The organism is Paenibacillus sp. FSL R5-0341 (assembly GCF_037975235.1).
Lineage (GTDB): Bacteria > Bacillota > Bacilli > Paenibacillales > Paenibacillaceae > Paenibacillus > Paenibacillus amylolyticus_A.
In genome coordinates this window covers 6127802-6148414 of sequence record NZ_CP150241.1, presented here as the reverse complement: position 1 = coordinate 6148414, position 20613 = coordinate 6127802, and the positions used below count along the sequence as shown (strand labels likewise).

Annotated in this window: 16 protein-coding genes; 9 read left to right on the top strand and 7 right to left on the bottom strand. The window is 49.3% G+C overall.

The genetic code is table 11. The features are described from left to right. Positions 1 to 253 precede the first annotated feature (253 nt). Genes MKX75_RS27585 through cydC form a run of 4 tightly spaced genes read left to right on the top strand, consistent with a single transcriptional unit; the run spans position 254 to position 6532 of the window. Positions 254 to 1669: a cytochrome ubiquinol oxidase subunit I gene (locus tag MKX75_RS27585; RefSeq protein ID WP_062836782.1), complete on the top strand. Its 1416-nt coding sequence runs from the start codon at positions 254 to 256 to the stop codon at positions 1667 to 1669. Then, positions 1614 to 2669 (top strand): cytochrome d ubiquinol oxidase subunit II, encoded by a 1056-nt coding sequence (gene cydB, locus MKX75_RS27580; protein WP_339167620.1) that lies wholly within the window; start codon positions 1614 to 1616, stop codon positions 2667 to 2669. Before MKX75_RS27585 ends, cydB begins: the two co-directional genes overlap by 56 nt. Before the next feature lies 1 nt (position 2670). Beyond that, complete coding sequence (cydD, locus tag MKX75_RS27575) at positions 2671 to 4593, top strand: thiol reductant ABC exporter subunit CydD (RefSeq protein WP_339167619.1); 1923 nt, start codon at positions 2671 to 2673, stop codon at positions 4591 to 4593. A gap of 1 nt (position 4594) precedes the next feature. Further along, a complete protein-coding gene (cydC, locus tag MKX75_RS27570; RefSeq protein WP_339167617.1) occupies positions 4595 to 6532 on the top strand; it encodes a thiol reductant ABC exporter subunit CydC in 1938 nt (645 codons plus the stop codon). Between the two features lie 219 nt (positions 6533 to 6751). Here cydC and MKX75_RS27565 read toward each other — a convergent pair whose 3' ends face one another. From MKX75_RS27565 to MKX75_RS27555, 3 genes are all read right to left on the bottom strand, one after another. Beyond that, positions 6752 to 7711, bottom strand: coding sequence for an MraY family glycosyltransferase (locus MKX75_RS27565; protein ID WP_062836785.1), 960 nt, complete (start codon positions 7709 to 7711; stop codon positions 6752 to 6754). A gap of 121 nt (positions 7712 to 7832) precedes the next feature. Beyond that, positions 7833 to 8645: a hypothetical protein gene (locus MKX75_RS27560; protein WP_339167615.1), complete on the bottom strand. Its 813-nt coding sequence runs from the start codon at positions 8643 to 8645 to the stop codon at positions 7833 to 7835. Positions 8646 to 8714: 69 nt separating this feature from the next. Continuing rightward, positions 8715 to 9032 carry a metalloregulator ArsR/SmtB family transcription factor gene (locus tag MKX75_RS27555; RefSeq protein WP_339167614.1) on the bottom strand — a complete coding sequence of 106 codons (318 nt, stop codon included), beginning with the start codon at positions 9030 to 9032 and terminating at the stop codon, positions 8715 to 8717. A 163-nt stretch (positions 9033 to 9195) separates the two neighbouring features. Here MKX75_RS27555 and MKX75_RS27550 point away from each other — a divergent pair, with 163 nt between their 5' ends. After that, a complete protein-coding gene (locus tag MKX75_RS27550) occupies positions 9196 to 9585 on the top strand; it encodes a nuclear transport factor 2 family protein (RefSeq protein WP_091035905.1) in 390 nt (129 codons plus the stop codon). A 602-nt stretch (positions 9586 to 10187) separates the two neighbouring features. On the opposite strand, the gene gntK is transcribed toward MKX75_RS27550, so the two are convergent. The 4 genes from gntK to MKX75_RS27530 form a co-directional block, all read right to left on the bottom strand. After that, positions 10188 to 11738 (bottom strand): gluconokinase, encoded by a 1551-nt coding sequence (gntK, locus tag MKX75_RS27545; RefSeq protein WP_339167612.1) that lies wholly within the window; start codon positions 11736 to 11738, stop codon positions 10188 to 10190. 276 nt (positions 11739 to 12014) lie between these two features. Beyond that, positions 12015 to 12842, bottom strand: a complete 828-nt coding sequence (locus tag MKX75_RS27540) for a carbohydrate ABC transporter permease (RefSeq protein ID WP_036612996.1) — start codon at positions 12840 to 12842, stop codon at positions 12015 to 12017. Positions 12843 to 12862: 20 nt separating this feature from the next. After that, positions 12863 to 13741 carry a sugar ABC transporter permease gene (locus tag MKX75_RS27535; RefSeq protein ID WP_139331977.1) on the bottom strand — a complete coding sequence of 293 codons (879 nt, stop codon included), beginning with the start codon at positions 13739 to 13741 and terminating at the stop codon, positions 12863 to 12865. A 116-nt stretch (positions 13742 to 13857) separates the two neighbouring features. After that, positions 13858 to 15093, bottom strand: coding sequence for an extracellular solute-binding protein (locus MKX75_RS27530; RefSeq protein ID WP_339170621.1), 1236 nt, complete (start codon positions 15091 to 15093; stop codon positions 13858 to 13860). A 362-nt stretch (positions 15094 to 15455) separates the two neighbouring features. Between MKX75_RS27530 and MKX75_RS27525 the strand changes: the two genes are divergently transcribed. The 4 genes from MKX75_RS27525 (at position 15456) to MKX75_RS27510 (ending at position 20567) form a co-directional block, all read left to right on the top strand. Continuing rightward, entirely contained in the window at positions 15456 to 16223 is a 768-nt protein-coding gene (locus tag MKX75_RS27525) for a GTP cyclohydrolase II (protein ID WP_169479918.1), read from the top strand. Positions 16224 to 16415: 192 nt separating this feature from the next. Further along, complete coding sequence (locus tag MKX75_RS27520; RefSeq protein ID WP_338589057.1) at positions 16416 to 16985, top strand: glycerol-3-phosphate responsive antiterminator; 570 nt, start codon at positions 16416 to 16418, stop codon at positions 16983 to 16985. A gap of 29 nt (positions 16986 to 17014) precedes the next feature. Further along, positions 17015 to 18502 (top strand): glycerol kinase GlpK, encoded by a 1488-nt coding sequence (glpK, locus tag MKX75_RS27515; protein WP_339167610.1) that lies wholly within the window; start codon positions 17015 to 17017, stop codon positions 18500 to 18502. A gap of 406 nt (positions 18503 to 18908) precedes the next feature. After that, on the top strand, positions 18909 to 20567 hold the full coding sequence (locus tag MKX75_RS27510) for an FAD-dependent oxidoreductase (RefSeq protein ID WP_339167609.1): 1659 nt from the start codon (positions 18909 to 18911) through the stop codon (positions 20565 to 20567). Positions 20568 to 20613: the final 46 nt, after the last annotated feature.

The window sequence follows — 20613 nt, the reverse complement described above, 5'->3', positions numbered from 1 at the left end:
CGTCCCAAACATGAGTATCTTCCATGAATACATGAAGTTGGCAAGCTGTGGTAATAGGCTGATTTTTATCTTTTGTGTGACCAGGATCACTTTTTTTTGCTCTAAACACGTAGATTGTGATAATTCTCACATGTATAAAATAGGTAATCTGGCACAATACGTTCATCAACGTATTTGGTGGACAGACAGCGAAGGTGCAGCTTCAATGCCAGATACGCATACTGCGAAGTGAACAGAAAGAAGGGGTAACGGTATGGATCCGATTATGTTATCGCGTATCCAATATGCACTTACAACGATTTTCCATTTCTTTTTTGTGCCGCTATCCATCGGTCTTGTGCTGTTGGTTGCGATTATGGAGACGTTGTACGTTGTTAAGGGTAAGGAGATCTACAAAACGATGGCCAAGTTCTGGGGCAAACTGTTCCTGATTAACTTTGCCGTCGGGGTAGTCACAGGTATTCTGCAAGAGTTTCAGTTCGGTATGAACTGGTCAGAGTACTCCCGATTTGTCGGGGATGTGTTCGGTGCGCCACTGGCTATTGAAGCCCTATTGGCGTTTTTTATGGAGTCTACATTTATTGGATTGTGGATATTTGGGTGGGATCGTTTGTCCAAAAAAGTGCATCTGGCCTGTATCTGGCTGGTGTTCGTTGGCACATTCCTGTCCGCGCTGTGGATTCTGGCGGCCAATTCATTTATGCAGCATCCTGTCGGGTTTGAGATTAACAACGGCCGAGCCGAGATGAATGATTTCTTTGCACTCATCACGAATGGTCAGCTTCTCGTTGAGTTCCCACATACAATCTTTGGGGCATTGATGACAGGGGCATTCGTCGTAACGGGTATTAGTGCCTACAAATTGATGAAAAAGCAGGATGTGGAGATCTTCCGCAAATCGTTTAATATTGCGATCATTATCGCTCTGGTTTCTTCATTCGGCGTTGCTTTCTCCGGTCACTTCCAGGCGCAATATCTGGTGGAGACACAGCCGATGAAGATGGCAGCCAGTGAGGGCACATGGACGACGACAGAAGATCCGGCACCATGGACGGTGGTCGCTTTTATTGATCCGGATAAACAGGAGAATACGGGCGAGATCAAAATCCCCGGATTGCTCAGTTATCTGTCCTACAGTAAGTTCTCCGGTAGTGTCAAAGGCATGAAGGAGCTTCAAGCTGAGTATGAACAGACGTACGGACCAGGGGACTATATCCCTCCAGTACGTACAACGTTCTGGAGTTTCCGCATCATGATTGCAGCGGGTGGTTTGATGATTGCACTGGCGCTATACGGTACGTTTCTGGCCATGCGCAAGAAGCTGGAGGTCGCTGGGAAGTGGTTTATGCGTCTGATGGTGTTTGCCATCTCCCTGCCGTTTATCGCCAATACATCAGGTTGGATTATGACCGAGGTCGGAAGGCAGCCATGGACAGTATTTGGCTATATGACAACTGAAGCCGGGGTCTCACCGAATGTATCCGCAGGAATGATCTTGTTCTCGACCATTGCTTTTACCGCTGCGTATACGGTTCTCGGAATCGTGATGGTATACCTGTTCGTACGTGAGATCAAAGCCGGACCGTTTGCGGTCGAGAAGCCGGAAGATCACGATGAATCGGCCGACCCGTTCGGCGTGGATGGAGGTTATTCCGTTGTCACTAAGTGAGTTGTGGTTTTTGCTGATTGCCGTATTGTTTGTCGGTTTCTTCTTTTTGGAAGGTTTTGATTTTGGTGTAGGGATGTCTACAGGCATTATCGCCAAAACAGATCGTGAACGTCGGACCCTGATCAACTCGATCGGTCCGTTCTGGGATGGGAACGAAGTATGGCTGATTACAGCAGGGGGCGCGATGTTTGCTGCCTTCCCGCACTGGTATGCCACGTTGTTCAGTGGTTTTTACCTGCCACTTGTGGTCGTGTTACTCGCCTTAATTGGTCGCGGAGTTGCTTTCGAATTCCGCAGTAAAATGAAACAACAACGTTGGCGCAAAACCTGGGACATCATCATTGTTGTTTCCAGTGCGCTGTTACCTTTCCTGTTCGGGGTGGTCTTTGCCACGTTGATGAAGGGTCTGCCCATTGATGGGGAGATGCAGTTGCGCGCAGGATTCTTCGATATCGTTAATCCGTACACCGTCATTGGTGGCTTAAGCGTAACGTTGCTGTGTCTGGTTCATGGCTTGCTGTTTGCATCACTACGAACAGTTGGCGAACTCCGAGAGCGTGCCTTGAATACAGCGCAAAAATTGATGTTGCCGCTGACTGCACTGCTCGCTGTTTACGCGTTAATGACGTATATGATGACCGATGTGTTCGCCGTACGCGGCTGGGCCCTCTGGATTATGGTCGTACTTGGAGCAGTCTCGCTTGCACTTGCGGCATACTTTGTTCGTCAGAAGCGTGAAGGCTGGGCTTTTGGTATGACAGGAGCAGTGATTGCGATTGCCTTTGCCTCGGTATTTATCGGACTATTCCCAAGAGTGATGGTGAGCTCCTTTGGAGCGGCATATGACCTGACCGTATACAACGCCGCATCCGGCGCTTATTCATTGAAAGTAATGACCATTGTAGCTTGCACACTGTTACCGTTTGTTCTCGGTTATCAGATCTGGAGTTATTATATCTTCCGCAAACGTCTGAACGAGCAGCACCACCTGGAGTACTGATATGGGACGGGGGCTGATGAAGCTGCCGGGCATCCGGCCGGTACTTGCGCTGGCCTCAGCGCTGGTGATGCTGCAGGCGATGACGATCATTATGCAAGCCAAATGGCTGGCACAGGCCATCACGGCATTGTTTGAAGGTTCATCCGTAACGGAGCAGTATCCTGTACTGCTGCTGTTCCTGGCCGCTTTTGCCGCCCGCTACGCCCTATCCTTCTGGTTACAACTCGTGACTTCACGATATGCGGAGAAGACAGGAACCGATCTGCGCAGACAGATGGTGGAGCAGTGGTTCAGGCTTGGGCCGCGTTATGCCAAGACAGAGGGCACAGGCCATCTGGTCACACTGGCACGTGAGGGAACAGCTCAATACAAGACGTATCTGGAACTATTCATTCCTCGCATGCTGGGCATGGGGTTCACCCCCATCGTCATTTTGCTGTATGTGTTCAAGCTGGATCTGATGTCCGGGGTTATTCTGATGCTGACACTCCCGATCCTGATCGTGTTCATGATTCTGATTGGTCTTGCTGCGCAGCGGAAGATAGACGGACAATTCCGATCCTACAAAGCACTCGCTAACCATTTTGTCGATACCTTGCGTGGGTTGGAGACGCTGAAAACATTGGGACAGAGCAAAACACACGAAGGGTCCATTCTGCGGGTCAGTCAGCGGTATCGGAAGGCGACGATGTCTACTCTGCGCATGGCCTTTCTTTCTTCGTTTGCACTCGATTTCTTCACGATGCTGTCCGTTGCTTCCGTGGCGGTTGGTCTGGGATTACGTCTGACGGAGGGACATATGCTGCTCGGACCTGCGCTGACGGTACTGATTCTGGCACCCGAATATTTCCTGCCTGTACGTATGCTCGGCGCTGATTATCATGCCACATTGGATGGTAAGGAAGCGGGAGTAGCCATTAATCAGGTGATTGAACGGGGGAAAGCCGCTGAACAGAAACAAAAAGAAGCCTATGCAAATGTTGTTGCACATCCGGTTACGGCAGAGGGTGAAGCTGGATCTACATCATCATTATCTTCGGGTAAAAGGAAAGCTGCTACTTCGTCTATACGTGTCGTATTGAACGATAAAACGGCTTTGGGGCATCTTGCTCCTGATCCTGCTTCTGTTTCTGTTTCTACTACTCCTGAGCTTGCTTCTTCCTCTTCCTCGGTGACCTCATGGAATGAGAATAGTAGATTGGCACTAACGGATGTACAGGTACGGCATGATGATGAAGGTCCTTCTTCGCTAAAGGATGTTACATTTCAGATTACAGGTCTCGGCAAAATCGGTATTATTGGCGCCAGCGGAGCAGGCAAGTCCACGTTAATAGATGTATTGGCTGGTTTCCAGTTGCCTACATCGGGTCAAGTACTGGCTAATGGACAGCCGATTACACCGGATATGCTCGAATCCTGGCGAAGACAGACGGCAGCTATCCCGCAGCATCCGTATATCTTCAGTGGAAGCCTGGCCGATAACGTTCGTTTCTACATGCCGGAGGCATCGGATGCGGAAGTGGCGAAGGCTATTAGCGCAGCTGGATTAACCAAGCTTCTGACCTCGTTATCCGGTGGGCTTCATGAGCCAATTGGGGCTGGCGGCAGACAGCTCAGTGGTGGGCAGGAGCAACGGGTGGCGCTGGCAAGGGCCTTGCTTAGTCAACGGAACATCCTTCTGCTCGATGAACCGACAGCTCATCTGGATGTAGAGACAGAGTATGAACTGAAACAGACAATGCTGCCGCTGTTTGAAGGAAAACTTGTATTTTTGGCTACCCATCGTCTGCACTGGATGCCGCATATGGATCGAATTATTGTCATGGATGGCGGCACAGTGGCAGAGACGGGAACACATCAGGAATTACTGGCACGACAAGGCGTATATTATCAGATGATTCAGGCCCAGATGGAGGCGATATAAAATGAAGTCCGGATATGAGCATATGGAGACCGTCCGTAACGGAAAAGAAAAAAATAGCTGGATTGCTCCGTATGTGGCACAGTACCGCTGGAGATTCATTGCAGTCATTGCGCTGGGTACATGCGCTGCCTTGTGTGCGGTACTGCTGCTGTTCACCTCCGGATTTCTGATCTCCAAGTCTGCGCTGCGTCCTGAAAATATTTTGATGGTGTATGTACCTATTGTAGGTGTACGTGCATTTGGGATATTCCGCGCTGTCTTTCGATATATCGAGCGTTTGGCAGGACATGATGCTGTACTGCGGGTATTGGCTGATCAACGGGTGAAGCTATATCGCATTCTGGAGCCGCAGGCCCTGTTCCTGCGCTCTCGCATGCAGACCGGAGATGTGCTTGGCGCACTCGCCGATGATGTGGAGCGGTTGCAGGATATTTATCTGCGTACCGTTTTTCCCGCCGTTACTGCGCTCGTGATGTACGGTGCGGCTGTGATTGCCTTTGGTAGTGTTGATCTGGGATTTGCGCTGTGGATGGGCTTGTATATGTTATTTCTCGTTGCCGTGCTACCTGCGATCTCCCTGAAAGTGACGTGGAAATGGCGTGTACGGCTGAAAAAGGAAAACAGCACGTTGTACACCCGACTGACCGACGGTGTGCTTGGGCTGGCAGATTGGCTTGCAAGTGGACGAGCGGCGGAATTTGTTCAGCAGCAGGAAGAGGCAGAAGAACAGGTCGACGCGGTTCGTCGCAAGTTGCGGCGCTGGACACGCTGGCGTGATCTGATGGCTCAGTGTGTCATTGGCCTGTTGGTGGTATCGGTTACGTTATGGGCCGGAAATGCCGCTTCTATCGGACAATTGCCTGCTGTGATGATTGCTGCTTTTGTGCTGGTGTTATTTCCCCTCACGGAAACGCTCCTGCCAGTAGGAGATGCTGTGGAGCATCTTCCACAGTATCGGGAATCGCTGGACCGCTTGAAACAGCTGGAAGGGAAAGAGCATCTTCCGGTGCAGCATGGAGCGGATGATGTTGACGGAACGGGCGAATCAATCTCTGTAGTAAAAAGCGGAAAAACAATGGCGGGGCAACCATCTGAGTCCGTGCCATCTGCGAATGATATCCCGGACAGACGAATTCGTCTTCGCATTCCGCCCAAACTAAGAGCAGACATCGAGATCAATCGCGTAAGTTACCGTTATGCAGCGGATGATTCTTACGCCGTACAGGACGTATCCCTTCAACTGCCTCAAGGCAAACGTCTGGCCATCCTTGGACGAAGCGGCGGGGGCAAATCGACTTTGTTGAAACTAATTCAGGGGGCATTGCTCCCGTCTGCGGGGAAAGTTCTAGTCAATAATATGCCTGTGCAGACCCTGGGTGAAAGTGTACCTGATGTCATCGCGGTGCTGAATCAGAGTCCACACCTGTTCGATACCACGGTAGCGAATAATTTACGGATTGGACGTCCGCAAGCAACGGATGAGGAGATTCGTCAGGTGGCCGTGCAAGTAGGTTTATCAGGTCTGATCGAATCTTTACCGCAAGGATATGATACGCCAATGCTGGAGACGGGCCTTCGTTTCTCCGGTGGGGAAAGGCAGCGGATCGCTCTGGCCCGGGTACTGCTCCGGGAGACACCTGTTGTGATATTCGATGAACCGACGGTAGGACTTGATCCGGTTACGGAACGAGAACTGATGCGGACCATTCTGGATAGCTTGCAAGGCAAAACGATGATCTGGGTGACCCATCACCTGATTGGTGCGGAACAGATGGACGAACTTATTTTTATGGAAAATGGAAAGATTGCCATGCAGGGTTCTCACGAACAATTGCTGGCTGGGGAAGAGCGATACCGCCGTCTCATTGAACTCGATCGGCCGGGGTGGACAGGTCGACAGCAACAGGCACAACCGTTGCCACCCGTAGCTTCGAGATAAGTGGGAGACTGTGAGCGTCTGAGGTTGAAGACATGTCGATACTGCATACCAGTCCAGATGGTTGAACCGAGCTGTTATACACATGAAGGTGCATCTTAGCAAATGCCACCGAATGAGTAGCGAGTGAGCGCCGAACCATATAAACATAAAAAAGACGAGCCAAGAAACCTTGGACTCGTCTTTTTTACATTCCGATATGACCGCTTTTGTTGCGGATACTTACATCTCTACCAGCATCAATATAATGGAAGACAGACACAGGCAGGTACTAACCAGATAGAGGACAGCAACAACCTGTTTGTGATTCAATCCGGCACGCAGCAGTCGATAGTGCGCTTGACTTGCATCGGCCTGATAGATCGCTTTACCTTGAATGAAACGTTTGATAACGACAAAGATGTTATCGAAGATCGGTACACCCAGCGCCAAAATAGGAATGAAGATGGACAACATGGTTGCTTGTTTGAATGCACCATCCAGAGCGATAACCGCCAAAATGAAGCCAAGGAACGTAGCACCTGCATCACCCATGAACACTTTGGCAGGAGCTTTGTTGTACTTCAGATAACCAATCGTCACACCGACCAGAATGATCGACATGAGTGCGGAATCCGTTTGACCTTTGGCAAGAGCCACGATGAACAAGGTGATCGCCGAGATGGCCGATAATCCGCCAGCCAGTCCGTCCATGCCGTCCGAGAAATTGATGACTGTTGTCACCCCGAAGATCCAGAGGATCGTGAGAATGAATTGCAGCCAGATCGGAAGCATGACATATTCTGCGTTAAAGGGATTCACGAATCCGGTGAACGCAATGCCAGAAGCAAATACGAGCACTGCCGCAGAAACCTGTACGAGCATTTTGGGTAGGGCAGGAAAATCTTTGCCTTTCGTTTTGTACCAGTCGTCGACGGTACCAATCGTTAGCAGAAGCATACCACCAGCGACCAGGGCCGCCGTTTCCCATGTGATTTCTTTGGTCAGAGCAATGTATGTCAGGAAAAATCCAGTAAATATCGCGTAACTCGCCGTGAGCGGGATCGGTTGCCTGTGCAGCTTACGCTCCACATCTTCCCGAGGCTTGTCCACAAAATCGAGCCGGTGAGCCAATCGACCAAGCGGCGGAATAAGCAGAACCACGACAGCAAAAGACACTATAAAAGCCAGTATGTATACCATAAACTCGCTTGTTTCACTCCCATCTACCAATTTCCCCTTATTATACGAGTTAAACAGGAAATCTGTCGATGTCATTATTGTAACCAGACGTACGCAAAGGTGAGCAAAAGTTCAGGTTTGATCACATTTGAGGAAGATAGGAGCCGAAATAATGTTTTACGGCTTCTGCATGATATCCATCATCACCTTGCCAATTTGCCGCAAAGATGAAATCGCTGGAACCACCTTTGCGTTTTCTCGGGTTATCCCCAGGAACCAGTACGCCGGCTGCCGCCCAGATTTCCAGCAGGGCATCCCGCTCCTGTTTGCTAGAAGGGAAGAGATCCTTCCACTTCTTCTCCAGTGAACGAGCACTGTCTTTGGGGTCCTCAGTCTGAGCTGCTTCAAGAAGGTTGACCAGGATGGCTTGGTCTTCAGGCGTTACTTCATAGTTTGCATCGTTGTCCTGAAGCAGTAATTCCAGATCCATCAGGCAGTAGAGCAACCAACCATGGCGCACCCCGCCCCATTTGATCCGTTCAAAATTCAAGACGTTCAAGTCGACATTGGAATAATCCTTGTCTGACTGTAAGCGCAGGAAATTACAATCCCCACAGGCACTCGTATTAGGGTGAAGGGCAGGGCGTTCCGCATAGGTATGCAAAGGCATGTCCGATGTTAAAGCCCAGCTGGATAATGCGCTACGCAGATAGACTTTTTTGGTGGACAGACTATGTAAAAAGGCCGAAATCACCCGTTCTTTAAACGAGTCATCCTGATGCATGTCGTACAGACGCTGGACAATCTCGTCATGTGTGATCGTGAGTGGGTCGAACATGACGCCGTTGCTTTTGGCATATTCAAATTCCTCCCCGGAGAAGGGTAGAGAGGTTGTTTTCCAGCCCCCACCTCCCCAGAAGGTGCTTAGCAGTATCTTTGCCGCTTTTTTGTCCATATGGTTAGCCTCCTTATATGGGAATTGCGATTATGATGATGTGGTTCTTGGATCTCAAACCTGCTTACTTTAGTGTGCGTATTCCTCGGTTGTATTCAGAATCATCTCGACGAGACCTGGGAAACGAGCGTTTAGTTCTTCCTTTCGTATGGAATAAAAGTGCTGTTTACCTTCAATGCGCGGCTGGATCACGCCAGCTTCACGTAAAATTTTGATGTGATGGGACAACGTGGATTTGGAAATATGGTCTACTTCGAAGGCGGAACAGTTTTTCTCGCCAGAGCTGGCCAGACAGTGTGCAATTTTCATGCGAATCGGATCACCCAATGCATTGCAGACCGTGGTCAGCTTCAATTCCGAAGCCATAGGTATCGTTGGAGTTCTCATATGTATGACGTTAGCATATTCAGCTTCCTCTTTCAATGTTTGAAAAATTTCGAACTATACCTTGCAGGTAGTAGGGGATGTATGTTACATTTCTTTTCAGTTAGTTCGAAAATATTAGAACTGAAAGATTGGAAAATGGCTTTTTATTCTAGGAGGAATATAAATGAGTACTACAAATACCACTACACTGTTGAACAACTATTTCCGTTTATTTGATGCTTCACGTACAGATGAGCGCGCCATGCAGGATTTATTGTCCCTGTTTACACCGGACGCAGAGATTGTGCTTAACGGCACCAGTCGAACAGGGTTCGATGGTTTTATGAAGGCTTTCTACGAGTACAATAAGGATGTAAAACACATGTGGGACGCGTGGGTGCAACAGCCTGACGGCAGCTACCAAACTAACTGGGCGGTATGCGGACAAGCGGCAGACGGAACGGTATATGCCAAAGCAGGCATTGATATCGCACGTGTAAATGATGCGGGGCAGATTGTGTATCTGGAGAATGTACAGGCCGACCAGAATGCGTTCAGCAAGTATAATCAGTAATAGCGCAGTGTAATTTAGAAATTCAGTTGGTTAGAAAATGTAGCTCCTCAGTCTTTCAAGCTGTGGGGCTTTTTTTCGGTGGCTTGTTTAGCTGATTTGAAAGATGCTTATGAGGACAAGGGCTTCATCACTCTGATAACAGAGTTTCTACAGGAGAATTGGTACACAAAAACTGTACATGAAGATTTGTACATAAAAATCTGTTCATGAAAAAGACCCTCCCACATGTTTTAAACATGGCGGACGGTCCTCATGAACGTGCATAAGACGTAGTCGCTAGATCCTTAAATTATTCTGAGCTGGACGTAGCTTAGGAGATGGTGATTCGCTCATGGTAACCACGCTCTGTAAATTCTAACGAACCTGAGACACTCTATTGGACGGAAATCGGCATAAGTCAAATTCTAACGAATCGTAGAGACGTTATTTTCCGGGAATTCTCACTCTGGGGCAGTTTTCCGCGGCTAGAATCGGATATAAGGTGTCTCAGGTTCGTTAGATTTTGAAAACATGTTAAAAGCTGCAAATAAGGTGTCTATGATTCGTTAGCTCATTTCGGTTCGATTTTTTGAATCTCCGACGTGTAACATCCTCCGCCTTCCCTACCCTTGCATCGTCTTATTCTGAAAAGCCGCAATATCCGCATACTCCTCTTCGAATTTGCGTGAGATGCGGATGAAGATCGGCAGCAGCTCCCGGTAGACGCGGACACTCTCTGGATCAGGCTGGTGACGATGTGTCGATCCGATCATGCCAGAGACGGCACTCAGAGAGTCGATGCGGCCCAGAGCATACAAGCCCAGTACGGCTGCGCCGAGACAGGAGCTTTCGATACTTTCGGGGATGATGACATCCTGATCGAAAATATCGGCCATCATCTGCCGCCACAACTCCGAGCGGGCGAAGCCACCTGTGGCCTGGATTTTTTTCGGACGGCCGATCTTTTCTTCAATCGCCAGCATGACGGTGTACAGATTGAACAATACACCTTCGAGCGCAGCGCGAATCATATGTTCTTTCTTATGATGCAGCGTCAGGCCGAAGAATGAGCCGCGTGCGTTCGGATTCCAGAGCGGAGCCCGCTCACCTGTCATGTACGGATGGAACAAGAGACCTTCCGAACCCGGAGGTACATTTTCGGCGACACGAGTGAGCACTTCATATGGATCGATGCCAAGTCGTTTCGCCGTTTCCACCTCGGAAGCCGCAAACTCGTCCCGAATCCAGCGGAAAATAACACCGCCATTGTTCACCGGCCCGCCAATAACCCAGGCATCCTCCGTGAGTGCATAACAGAAGAAACGTCCTTTTGGATCGGTCACCGGTTTGTCCACCACCGTACGAATCGCTCCACTGGTACCAATGGTCACGGCCACGACGCCTGGATCAATGGCGTTCACGCCCAGATTGGAGAGCACGCCATCACTTGCACCGATGACAAAGGGTGTGGTGACCGCAATGCCCATCTCCTTGGCGTACTCCGGGTGCAATCCCTGTTTCAGCACATGTGTGGTCGGTACTAATCGGGACAGATGATCCGGGGTTATGCCCGCCACATGGAGCGCTTCTGCATCCCAGTCGAGTTTTTCCAGATTCATGAGTCCGGTGGCAGAGGCCATCGAGTGGTCGATGACGTATTCAGAGAATAATTTATAGAAAACATATTCTTTCATGGATATGAATTTGTGCGTCTGTTGGAACAGTTCTGGTTGATCCCGGGTGAGCCACATGATCTTGGTGAGTGGGGACATCGGATGAATCGGCGTACCTGTTCTCAGATAGATTTCGTGACCATTCATCTCGGATTTGAGTACTTCGGTCCACTCGGCACTGCGATTATCTGCCCAAGTCATGGCCCGCATCAGCGGTTTGCCGTGTTGATTGACTGGCAGAATGCTGTGCATGGCCGAACTGAAGGATGCAAACAGGATATCCTCTGGCTTTACTCCCGCTTTGGAAGTGGCCTGTTTAACGGATTCGATGACTGCTTTGAAAATATCTTCCGCATCCTGCTCCGCAATCGCAGGTGTGGGGGTGTGCAGCGGATAATCGGCACTGCCTTGTGCCACAATGGTTCCGTTCTGTTCGAACAAGACGGCCTTGGTGGAGGTTGTGCCGATATCTACGCCGATCATATAGGGTGAAGAAGCCATTTTGTCATCCCTCTTTCTTGAATATATAAGTGAATGAATGCTGTTAAACGTTAACACTTCGGGTGCAGAAAGCCTTCCGATCGCCGTTATTCCCAAATTTCTTTGATCCCCTCTTCAAAGGGAGAAATTTGGTTATAAATGCGAACATTCCATTTCTTCAGGCCCTTTCTGTCCCCTTTGTGCACGTGGCGCTATTCATCCAACTTATATGGCATCTGTTATTTCATCTATAGATAAGAATATCAGACTTGAGGGATGGATCAAAATGCCGCAATCTTAATCCTTCACTGCCCCTGCGGCAATATCCGAGATGAACTGACGGCTGATGAACAGGAACATGACGATGAGTGGAATGACGGCAAGCAACGTGCCTGCGATGACCATTGCATAGTCTGTGTTGTACAGTCCGTTTAATTGAGACAACGCAATCTGCAACGTATATTTACGTTCATCCGTCAGGACGATCAAAGGCCACAGATAATCATTCCATACACCAATAAAGGTGAACGCGCCGAGGAAAGCAAATGCAGGTCGCAAAATCGGCAACGCGACGTTCCAATAAAGTCGGAAGAAATTACAGCCGTCGATTCGGCCCGCATCCAGTAGATCGTTCGGAATCGACTCTGTTGCATACTGGCGAATCCAGAAAATGCCGAAGGCGTTTACCATGCCCGGTATGATGAGGGCTTTGAAGGAACCGACCCAGCCGAACGTTGCCATGAGTACGAAGGAAGGCACCAGCGAGAGCTGGGAAGGCACCATCATGGTCGCGAGTAGCAGGATGAAGAGCCACTTTTTGCCGGGAAATTCAAACTTCGCAAACGCAAACCCTGCCAATGAGTCAAAAAACAGCACCAGGATCGTGACTAAGCCCGACACAAACAACGTATTCAGAAAAGCGCCCCAGAAATCAATCTGCTGCAACACCCGCGTGATATTATTCCATAGTTCACCGCCGAACCAGAGCTGGGGTGGGAACTTGTAGATATCGGACGTTGTCCGGGTGGACATTACAATCAGCCAATAGAACGGGAACATGGATATGAGCATGCCCCCGATAAGACCGGTATACAACACCAGCGATTTGAGGTGTTTGGTCGCCATGTGCGCTCCCCCTTATCACATCAGGATGATTTGCCTTGAACAAGCTTCCAGTTCACAATCGAGAATAGGGCGATAATGAGGAACATGCCCCAACCAACGGCAGCGCCATATCCGAAGTAATTGTTAATGAAGGATTCACGGTAGAGGTACAATACAATCGTCATGCCAGCTGCACCAGCGCCACCATCATTACCTACCAATACTTGTGGCTCGGTGAACAGCTGCATACCGCCGATCGTTGATGTAATGACCGTAAACAGGATCACAGGACGCAGCATCGGAATCGTAATTCGGAAAAAGGACTGTATCGCTGATGCGCCGTCAATCTTGGCTGCTTCGTATAACGTCTGCGGGATACTCTGAAGTCCGGCCAGATAGATGACGGCGTTATATCCGGTCCACCGCCAGACCACCATGGAGGAGATTGCGACTTTGATGCCCCATGGTGCATTAAGCCACTCCACAACAGGTAGCCCAACCGACTGCAACAGATAGTTGAGAAAGCCATAATTGTTGGCAAATAAAGCACCGAAGATAATGGCTACCGCCACAATGGATGTGACGTTCGGCAGGAAATAACCGACCCGGAATAGGGTACGGAACTTCACAAATGGTGCATGCAACAGAAAGGCAATAATCAGTGCGAAGAAGAGCATCGGAATCGTCGAATAGATCCAGATCATGAATGTGTTGCCCACAGCTTGCCAGAATTCGGCATCGGTCAGCATGTATTTAAAATTATTAAGTCCGTTGTACGTCATGACACCAATGCCATCCCACTTATGAAAAGCCAGATAAAGTGAGAACCCGATCGGGAACAGGCCAAACACCGCAAACAGAATATAAAACGGCGATATCGCAACATAGAGTGCACGGTGCTCCCACATTCTGGCCCACAGTGACTTCTGCCGATCCAGATCAGGTCTTGCATTTCCGGGGTCGGGAGTAAGACGAGGTTCAGTTACAGCCATATGAATTCCTCCTTTGCGGATAACGAAACCACACGTTGTTCAGGTTAACGCTGCAATTCACGCTCGACGCGGTGTACCGTATCTGTCCAGACCTGCTGTGGATCGGCATTTTGCTTCGCCACATCATTCAGCCGCCGGGTGATAATGTTGTGTACGGATGGGTATCTTTCGCCAAAAAAAGCATCCGGCACTTGCTGTGCCGATTCGGCAAATACAGGGCCTGTCGCCTGTCCGCCGAAGAAAGGTTCTTCCTCTTTCATGGCAGGGTCATCAAACACACCTGGTGCAGAAGGGAATAGGTTCAATGTCTGATATTGCTCCAACTGATTCTCGGGACTTTGCAGCCAGCGAACCAGTTCAAAGGCTTCCTGAGGATGCTCACTCGACTTCAGGATGGACAAGAATGATCCTCCGTTATTGCCATCTCCCCCTGGTGCCCGAGCAACTCGCCATTTTCCCGATGTATCCGGAGCGGCTTCCTGGAGCACTTGCTTCATCCAAACAGCGCCCACGAACGAGGCAATCTCACCATTATTCATCGCTGCGTTCCAGCCTGGAGTCCAGCCGTCTGCATTGGCAAGTAGTCCCTTCTCTTTGAAGGCAATGGATGTATCCCAGCTTGTTCGCACCAGAGCGGAATCCATGCCGATGAATGAGCCATCTGGACGGAAATAACGTTCAGCTCCTTGGGACAGTACTTGATTGTAAACGCTTCCAATGTTATCGGTCAGAAATACCTTGCCTCCGAATTTCTCCTTGATCTGTTCTCCGGCAGCGGCATATGCATCCCAGCTGTTAATCTGACGTGTAACGTCATCGGGATCAGATGGCAATCCGGCCTCATTGAAGAGATCTTCACGATAGAAGAGAGCTGTCGGTCCCGTATCCATCGGGAACCCAATCATCTGTCCGCTTGGCGTAACGCCTTGCTTCCATTTCCACGGCAGATACTGCTCTTCAATATCTCCTGCACCGAGGTCATACAGATTATAGAAACGGTCCTCACTGGGGAATAGCTCCATGATCCAGTCGTTCAATGCCACAATGTCTGGTTCACCTGAGCGTGCAGCGAGTGTTGTTTTGAGCTTTGCCTTGAAATCACCGCCGATTTTCTGAGCTGTCAGTTCAATGTTGGGGAACTTTTCCTTAGCCCTGGCAATCAACTTATCATCGATGGAACGGTTCCAGTACCATAATGTAAGCGTTACCTTTTTGTTGTTCGCTGAATCGTCCTGTCCGGGCCAGATGGAGCATCCGCTTATGAGCAGGACGCAGACCATCAGTATGGCTGTCCAGCAAGTTCTTTTCCGGCGGATCATGTGCATTACCCCCTCATCGTTAAGTTCGAGGCATGAAGTGCTTTGGACTACAACATTAGTGTATGAGCAGTTTATAAACTCATACCCAGTATTCCTGAAATGAAACACATATTTGTGTCGGTTGCGTAACATAAATTGGGTAGTTACTTTAAAAATAAAAGTTACTTGACACATTATAATTTTTATTCTAAACTAACTTACATAAAGTAACTAATGATGATGAGAATAATATAGATACGTACTATATAACGTCCAAGTGATCCATTTTCGCTTTGGATGCGAATCAATCAACAGACAAGTTGGCCTAAACAGGAGGAACGACAATGATCAATTCACATATTATTCAACTGCTTGCCCCCAAAATTCAGACTTTTCCGAGTGGAAAAGAATTCATATACCTCGTGGGACCGATTAAACTCCCGGTTAACCTTGATGGGGAGACCAAGACATTTCAGTGGTATAGCTGGATGAAGTCAGACAAAGCGATGGAGAGCGGCGAGTTAATCGAATCTCTTGCTGCTGCTGAACTGGCAGAACGCCAGCAATCCAGTGTCCTGGTGTATGGCGACTTTGCCGAAGCACAGGATGCGCTTATTCGCATGCACAGTATCTGTCATACAGGCGACATCTTTGGCAGCAAACGCTGTGACTGCGGCTTCCAACTCGAGCAATCCATGAAGATGATTGCCGCACACGGGGCAGGCGCACTATTCTATCTTGCGAACCATGAAGGCCGTGGCATCGGTCTGTTCAGCAAAGCCATGGCGTACATTTTGCAAGAAGAAGGTCTGGATACGGTAGATGCGAACTTGCAGCTCGGATTCACGGACGATGCTCGTAATTATGACGATGCGATTGCTGTGTTGCGTGCGCTTCGCTCCGCACCGGTTACATTGATCACGAACAACCCACGGAAGCTGGCTGCTTTGCAGGAAGCGGGATTGAATGTGGGCGGACGTGTCCCACTGTGGGGAGATCGCTCTGCTTTCAACGAGAAATATCTGCAAACGAAAGTGAACCGTTCTGGTCACTTGGCGGAAAGTGATGGCTGGGCTGGGGCAGAGACGCTGCTTCCGCATGCGCAGGCTTAATCATTACTCCTTGAACATATACGATTAGCCGATTAGCCGTTGTTGTACTCTCCGCTATGGAGAAGTATACAGCGGTTTTTTTGCATGGATAATAGCGTAGCGCTCAGACTTTCCTGATTCACGGAATGGCTTGCCGTTCGCACAGTACGGAATATACAATATAGTCATCTGATGAATGCGGGAGGAACCAAGGTGCCATTTGAGGGACAACGTATGTTGCCGGCTGCGAAGAGCATGAAGCAGTTTGAAGCGATGATTGAAGGCCCTTATACCTACGGGGTGATGCTGGAAACTCATATTGCACAGCTTCAGAGTGTAATGGACGAGGCGCGGCGGTATGACAAAAAGATACTTTTGCATGCAGATCTGGTACAGGGATTGAAAAACGATGAGTATGCGGCAGAGTATCTGTGTCAGCACATTCGCCCGGCAGGACTGATCTCGACACGAGCAAGTGTCATTCAGAAGGCGAAGCAGAAGGGCATTACAGCGATTCAACGTATTTTTCTGCTGGATACGCATGCACTGGAGAAAAGTTATCTGTTGCTGGCCAAAACCCAACCTGATTATATTGAGGTACTACCTGGCGTCATTCCGCATATCATTGCGGAAGTATCTGTGCGCACCGGTATCCCCATTATTGCGGGGGGATTGATCCGTTCACCGGAAGAGGTTGAACTTGCACTTGGCGTAGGGGCTACGGCAGTGACCACATCCAACGCAGATCTGATCCGACACTTTGAGAAATCGCTTACACCGTAAAAAAGAACCCACAACAGGAGGTTGTCTGTATGGAAAAATATATATTGGCTCTCGATCAGGGAACGACAAGCTCCCGAGCTATTCTGTTTAATCGCGGCGGGGAGATTGTGCACATTGCACAGCAGGAATTCCCTCAATATTTCCCCAAACCGGGCTGGGTAGAGCAGAATGCCAACGAAATCTGGAGTTCCATTCTAGCCGTGATGGCCTCGTGTCTGGCAGAGAGCGGGATCAAACCGGTCCAGATTGCCGGAATTGGAATTACGAATCAACGGGAGACCGTTGTGGTGTGGGACAAAGAAACAGGCAGACCCATCTATAATGCGGTCGTATGGCAATCCAGACAGACCGCAGACATCTGTGAAGAATTGAAGACACAGGGACTTGGGGACCTTTTCCGCCGTAAAACAGGATTATTAATCGATCCCTACTTCTCGGGAACAAAGGTGAAGTGGATTCTGGATCATGTCCCTGGTGCCCGGGAGCGGGCAGAGAAGGGTGAATTGCTGTTTGGCACGATTGATAGCTGGCTGATCTGGAAACTGAGTGGGGGTACACATGTCACAGATATATCCAATGCCTCACGTACCCTGATCTATAACATCTATGATCTGCAATGGGATGACGAATTGTTGGCTATCCTCGACATTCCCAAGGCCATGCTGCCAGAGGTACGAGGTTCATCCGAGGTGTATGCACATACGACAGATTATCATTTCTTCGGTCATCGAATTCCGATTGCGGGAGCAGCAGGAGATCAGCAGGCAGCGATGTTTGGTCAGGGCTGTTACACCAAGGGCAGTATGAAAAATACATATGGAACCGGTTGTTTTATGCTTATGAATACGGGAGAGAACCCGGTACAATCCGATCACGGACTGATTACGACGATTGCCTGGGGGATGAATGGCAAGGTTGAATATGCGCTCGAAGGCAGCATTTTTGTTGCAGGGTCTGCGGTTCAGTGGCTGCGTGACGGATTAAGGATGCTTCGTTCATCAAAAGATAGTGAGGAGTACGCCTCACGCGTGCCTTCGACAGACGGCGTTTATATGGTACCTGCATTTGTCGGACTAGGCAGCCCGTATTGGGATAGTGAGGTTAAGGGTGCGGTGTTTGGCATGACCCGAGGCACGACGAAGGAGCACTTTATTCGTGCTACGCTGGAGGCGTTGGCGTATCAGACCAAAGATGTGCTGGAGGCGATGGAATCCGATTCGGGTATTCCCGTGCATGCGTTACGTGTCGATGGCGGCGCGGCGGCCAATGATTTCCTCATGCAATTCCAGAGTGATATTCTAGGTATTCCTGTGGAACGACCGACAGTGAATGAAACGACGGCATTGGGTGCGGCTTATCTGGCAGGGCTGGCGGTTGGGTATTGGACGAGTGCGGATGAATTGACCGATCATGAAAATACCGAACGTGTCTTCCAGCCTGTTATGGCTGAGGAACAACGGACAGAACTGTATGCAGGTTGGAAGCGTGCAGTGAACGCAGCAATGGCTTTTAAATAAAAGAAATGAAATGGACTGCGATCCTCACGATGTGGGTATATGTACTTTTTAACTAAACTTATGTTATAAATGATATTTACTGGTGGGAAATACTGCACAATTTACAGGGTTATTCTTCCTGGGGAAGCAAAACCATATACCCATTATAAGGAAAATGTTGAGGTTAGTGGATTCATTTGAAATTCCATCCTTTGGCAGAACAGCTTTTTGAATTTTTTTTGAATAATGTGTCATTTCAGGACTTCACGCCGTCAAAAATCTGTGATAGGATAAAGGCACAAGTTAAAAAATGATGTCTGGAGATCGGGAGGGACCACGTGCCGCTCAGCAATTGCTGAGCGAATGACGTGGTCCTTTTTTTGTTTTTTTTGCGGAAACATAAAGGGAATCAATGGGAGGTTCAAGGATGGCAGAAACGTTCTCGTCAGCACACCGAACCGAATATTTGCAAAGTATGGCGAATGCACATTTTGACGTATTGATTATTGGTGGTGGAATTACAGGCGCAGGGATTGCATTGGATGCGGCTTCCCGTGGATTGAAGACAGCGCTTGTCGAAATGCAGGATTTTGCAGCAGGTACATCCAGTCGTTCGACCAAGCTTGTCCATGGCGGATTGCGTTATTTGAAGCAATATGAAGTGAAGATGGTTGCGGAGGTAGGACGGGAGCGGGCTGTAGTGTACGAGAATGGGCCACATGTGACCACACCAGAACCGATGTTGCTACCGATCTATACGGCAGGGACGTTTGGCCGCTTCAGCACATCCATTGGACTGATGGTGTATGATCGGCTCGCCGGGGTGAAGCGCAGTGAACGGCGCCAAATGTTGAATGCTGGAGCGGTGTCCGATAGCGAACCTTTACTACGTAAACAGGGGTTGTTGGGTGGTGGGCTCTATGTGGAGTACCGGACAGACGATGCCAGGCTTACCATTGAAGTCATGAAAGAAGCCGTCAAACGTGGGGCACAGGCAGTCAACTATGTGAAGGCGACAGGTTTCCTGAAGGAGAATGGCAAAATTACAGGTATTGAAGCCATGGATCAGATCAGTGGTCAAACCTATACGCTCAAAGCAAGCAAGGTGATCAATGCTTCTGGTCCATGGGTGGATGGGCTGCGGGAATTGGATGGTTCGCGCCAGGGGAAAACGCTACAGATGACCAAAGGTATTCACTTGGTCTTTGACGGTGAACGATTCCCATTGAGGCAGGCGGTTTATTTTGATACACCTGATGGTCGAATGGTGTTTGCTGTCCCGCGTGATGGCAAAACCTATGTGGGAACGACCGACACCGTATATCAGGAAGACCCTGCACACCCCCGAATTTCCGACTCGGACCGTGATTATGTCATTCATGCAGTCAATGGCATGTTTCCAGATATTCAGATTGGTACAGAAGATGTAGAGTCCGGATGGGCGGGGGTACGTCCACTAATCCATGAGGAAGGCAAGAATCCTTCTGAAATTTCACGCAAAGATGAAGTCTGGGTATCCGAATCCAATCTGATTACGATTGCCGGGGGCAAATTAACCGGGTACCGTAAAATGGCCGAGATGGTCGTTGATCTGGTCGCGCGTCAGATGGAGCAGGAGCATGGACATTCTATAGGCCCTTGTGTAACGAAGAAGATGCCCATCTCCGGCGGTGACGTAGGGGGATCGGCTGGATTCGTATCGTATGCGGAGCGCAAGATCAAGGATGGCGTCGCTTTGGGGCTTGCTCGACCTGCTGCAGAGCGGCTGACTCGCACGTATGGTTCCAATGTGAAGGCACTGTATGAGCGAATGCCTGATCCACGAACCAAGGCCGAGCTTCATGGCATGCCACAGGAACTGCTGCTGATGCTCTGCTACGCGATCGAAGAAGAGATGGCAGTAACCCCATCAGATTTTTTGGTACGAAGAACAGGAGATTTATTTTTCCGTATAGATGAAGTCCGCCGTTATAAGGCAGCTGTGATCTCCTATATGGCCGGGCGTTTGAACTGGTCTGAAGAGCAAGCGGTCTTGCATGCACAGGAACTGGATCAGCTGTTGTTGGAAGCATCCGGCAAAATCTGAGGCAGGATTTCAAGGCTGAGAGTCGAATGGAACATGTAAGCGTGTA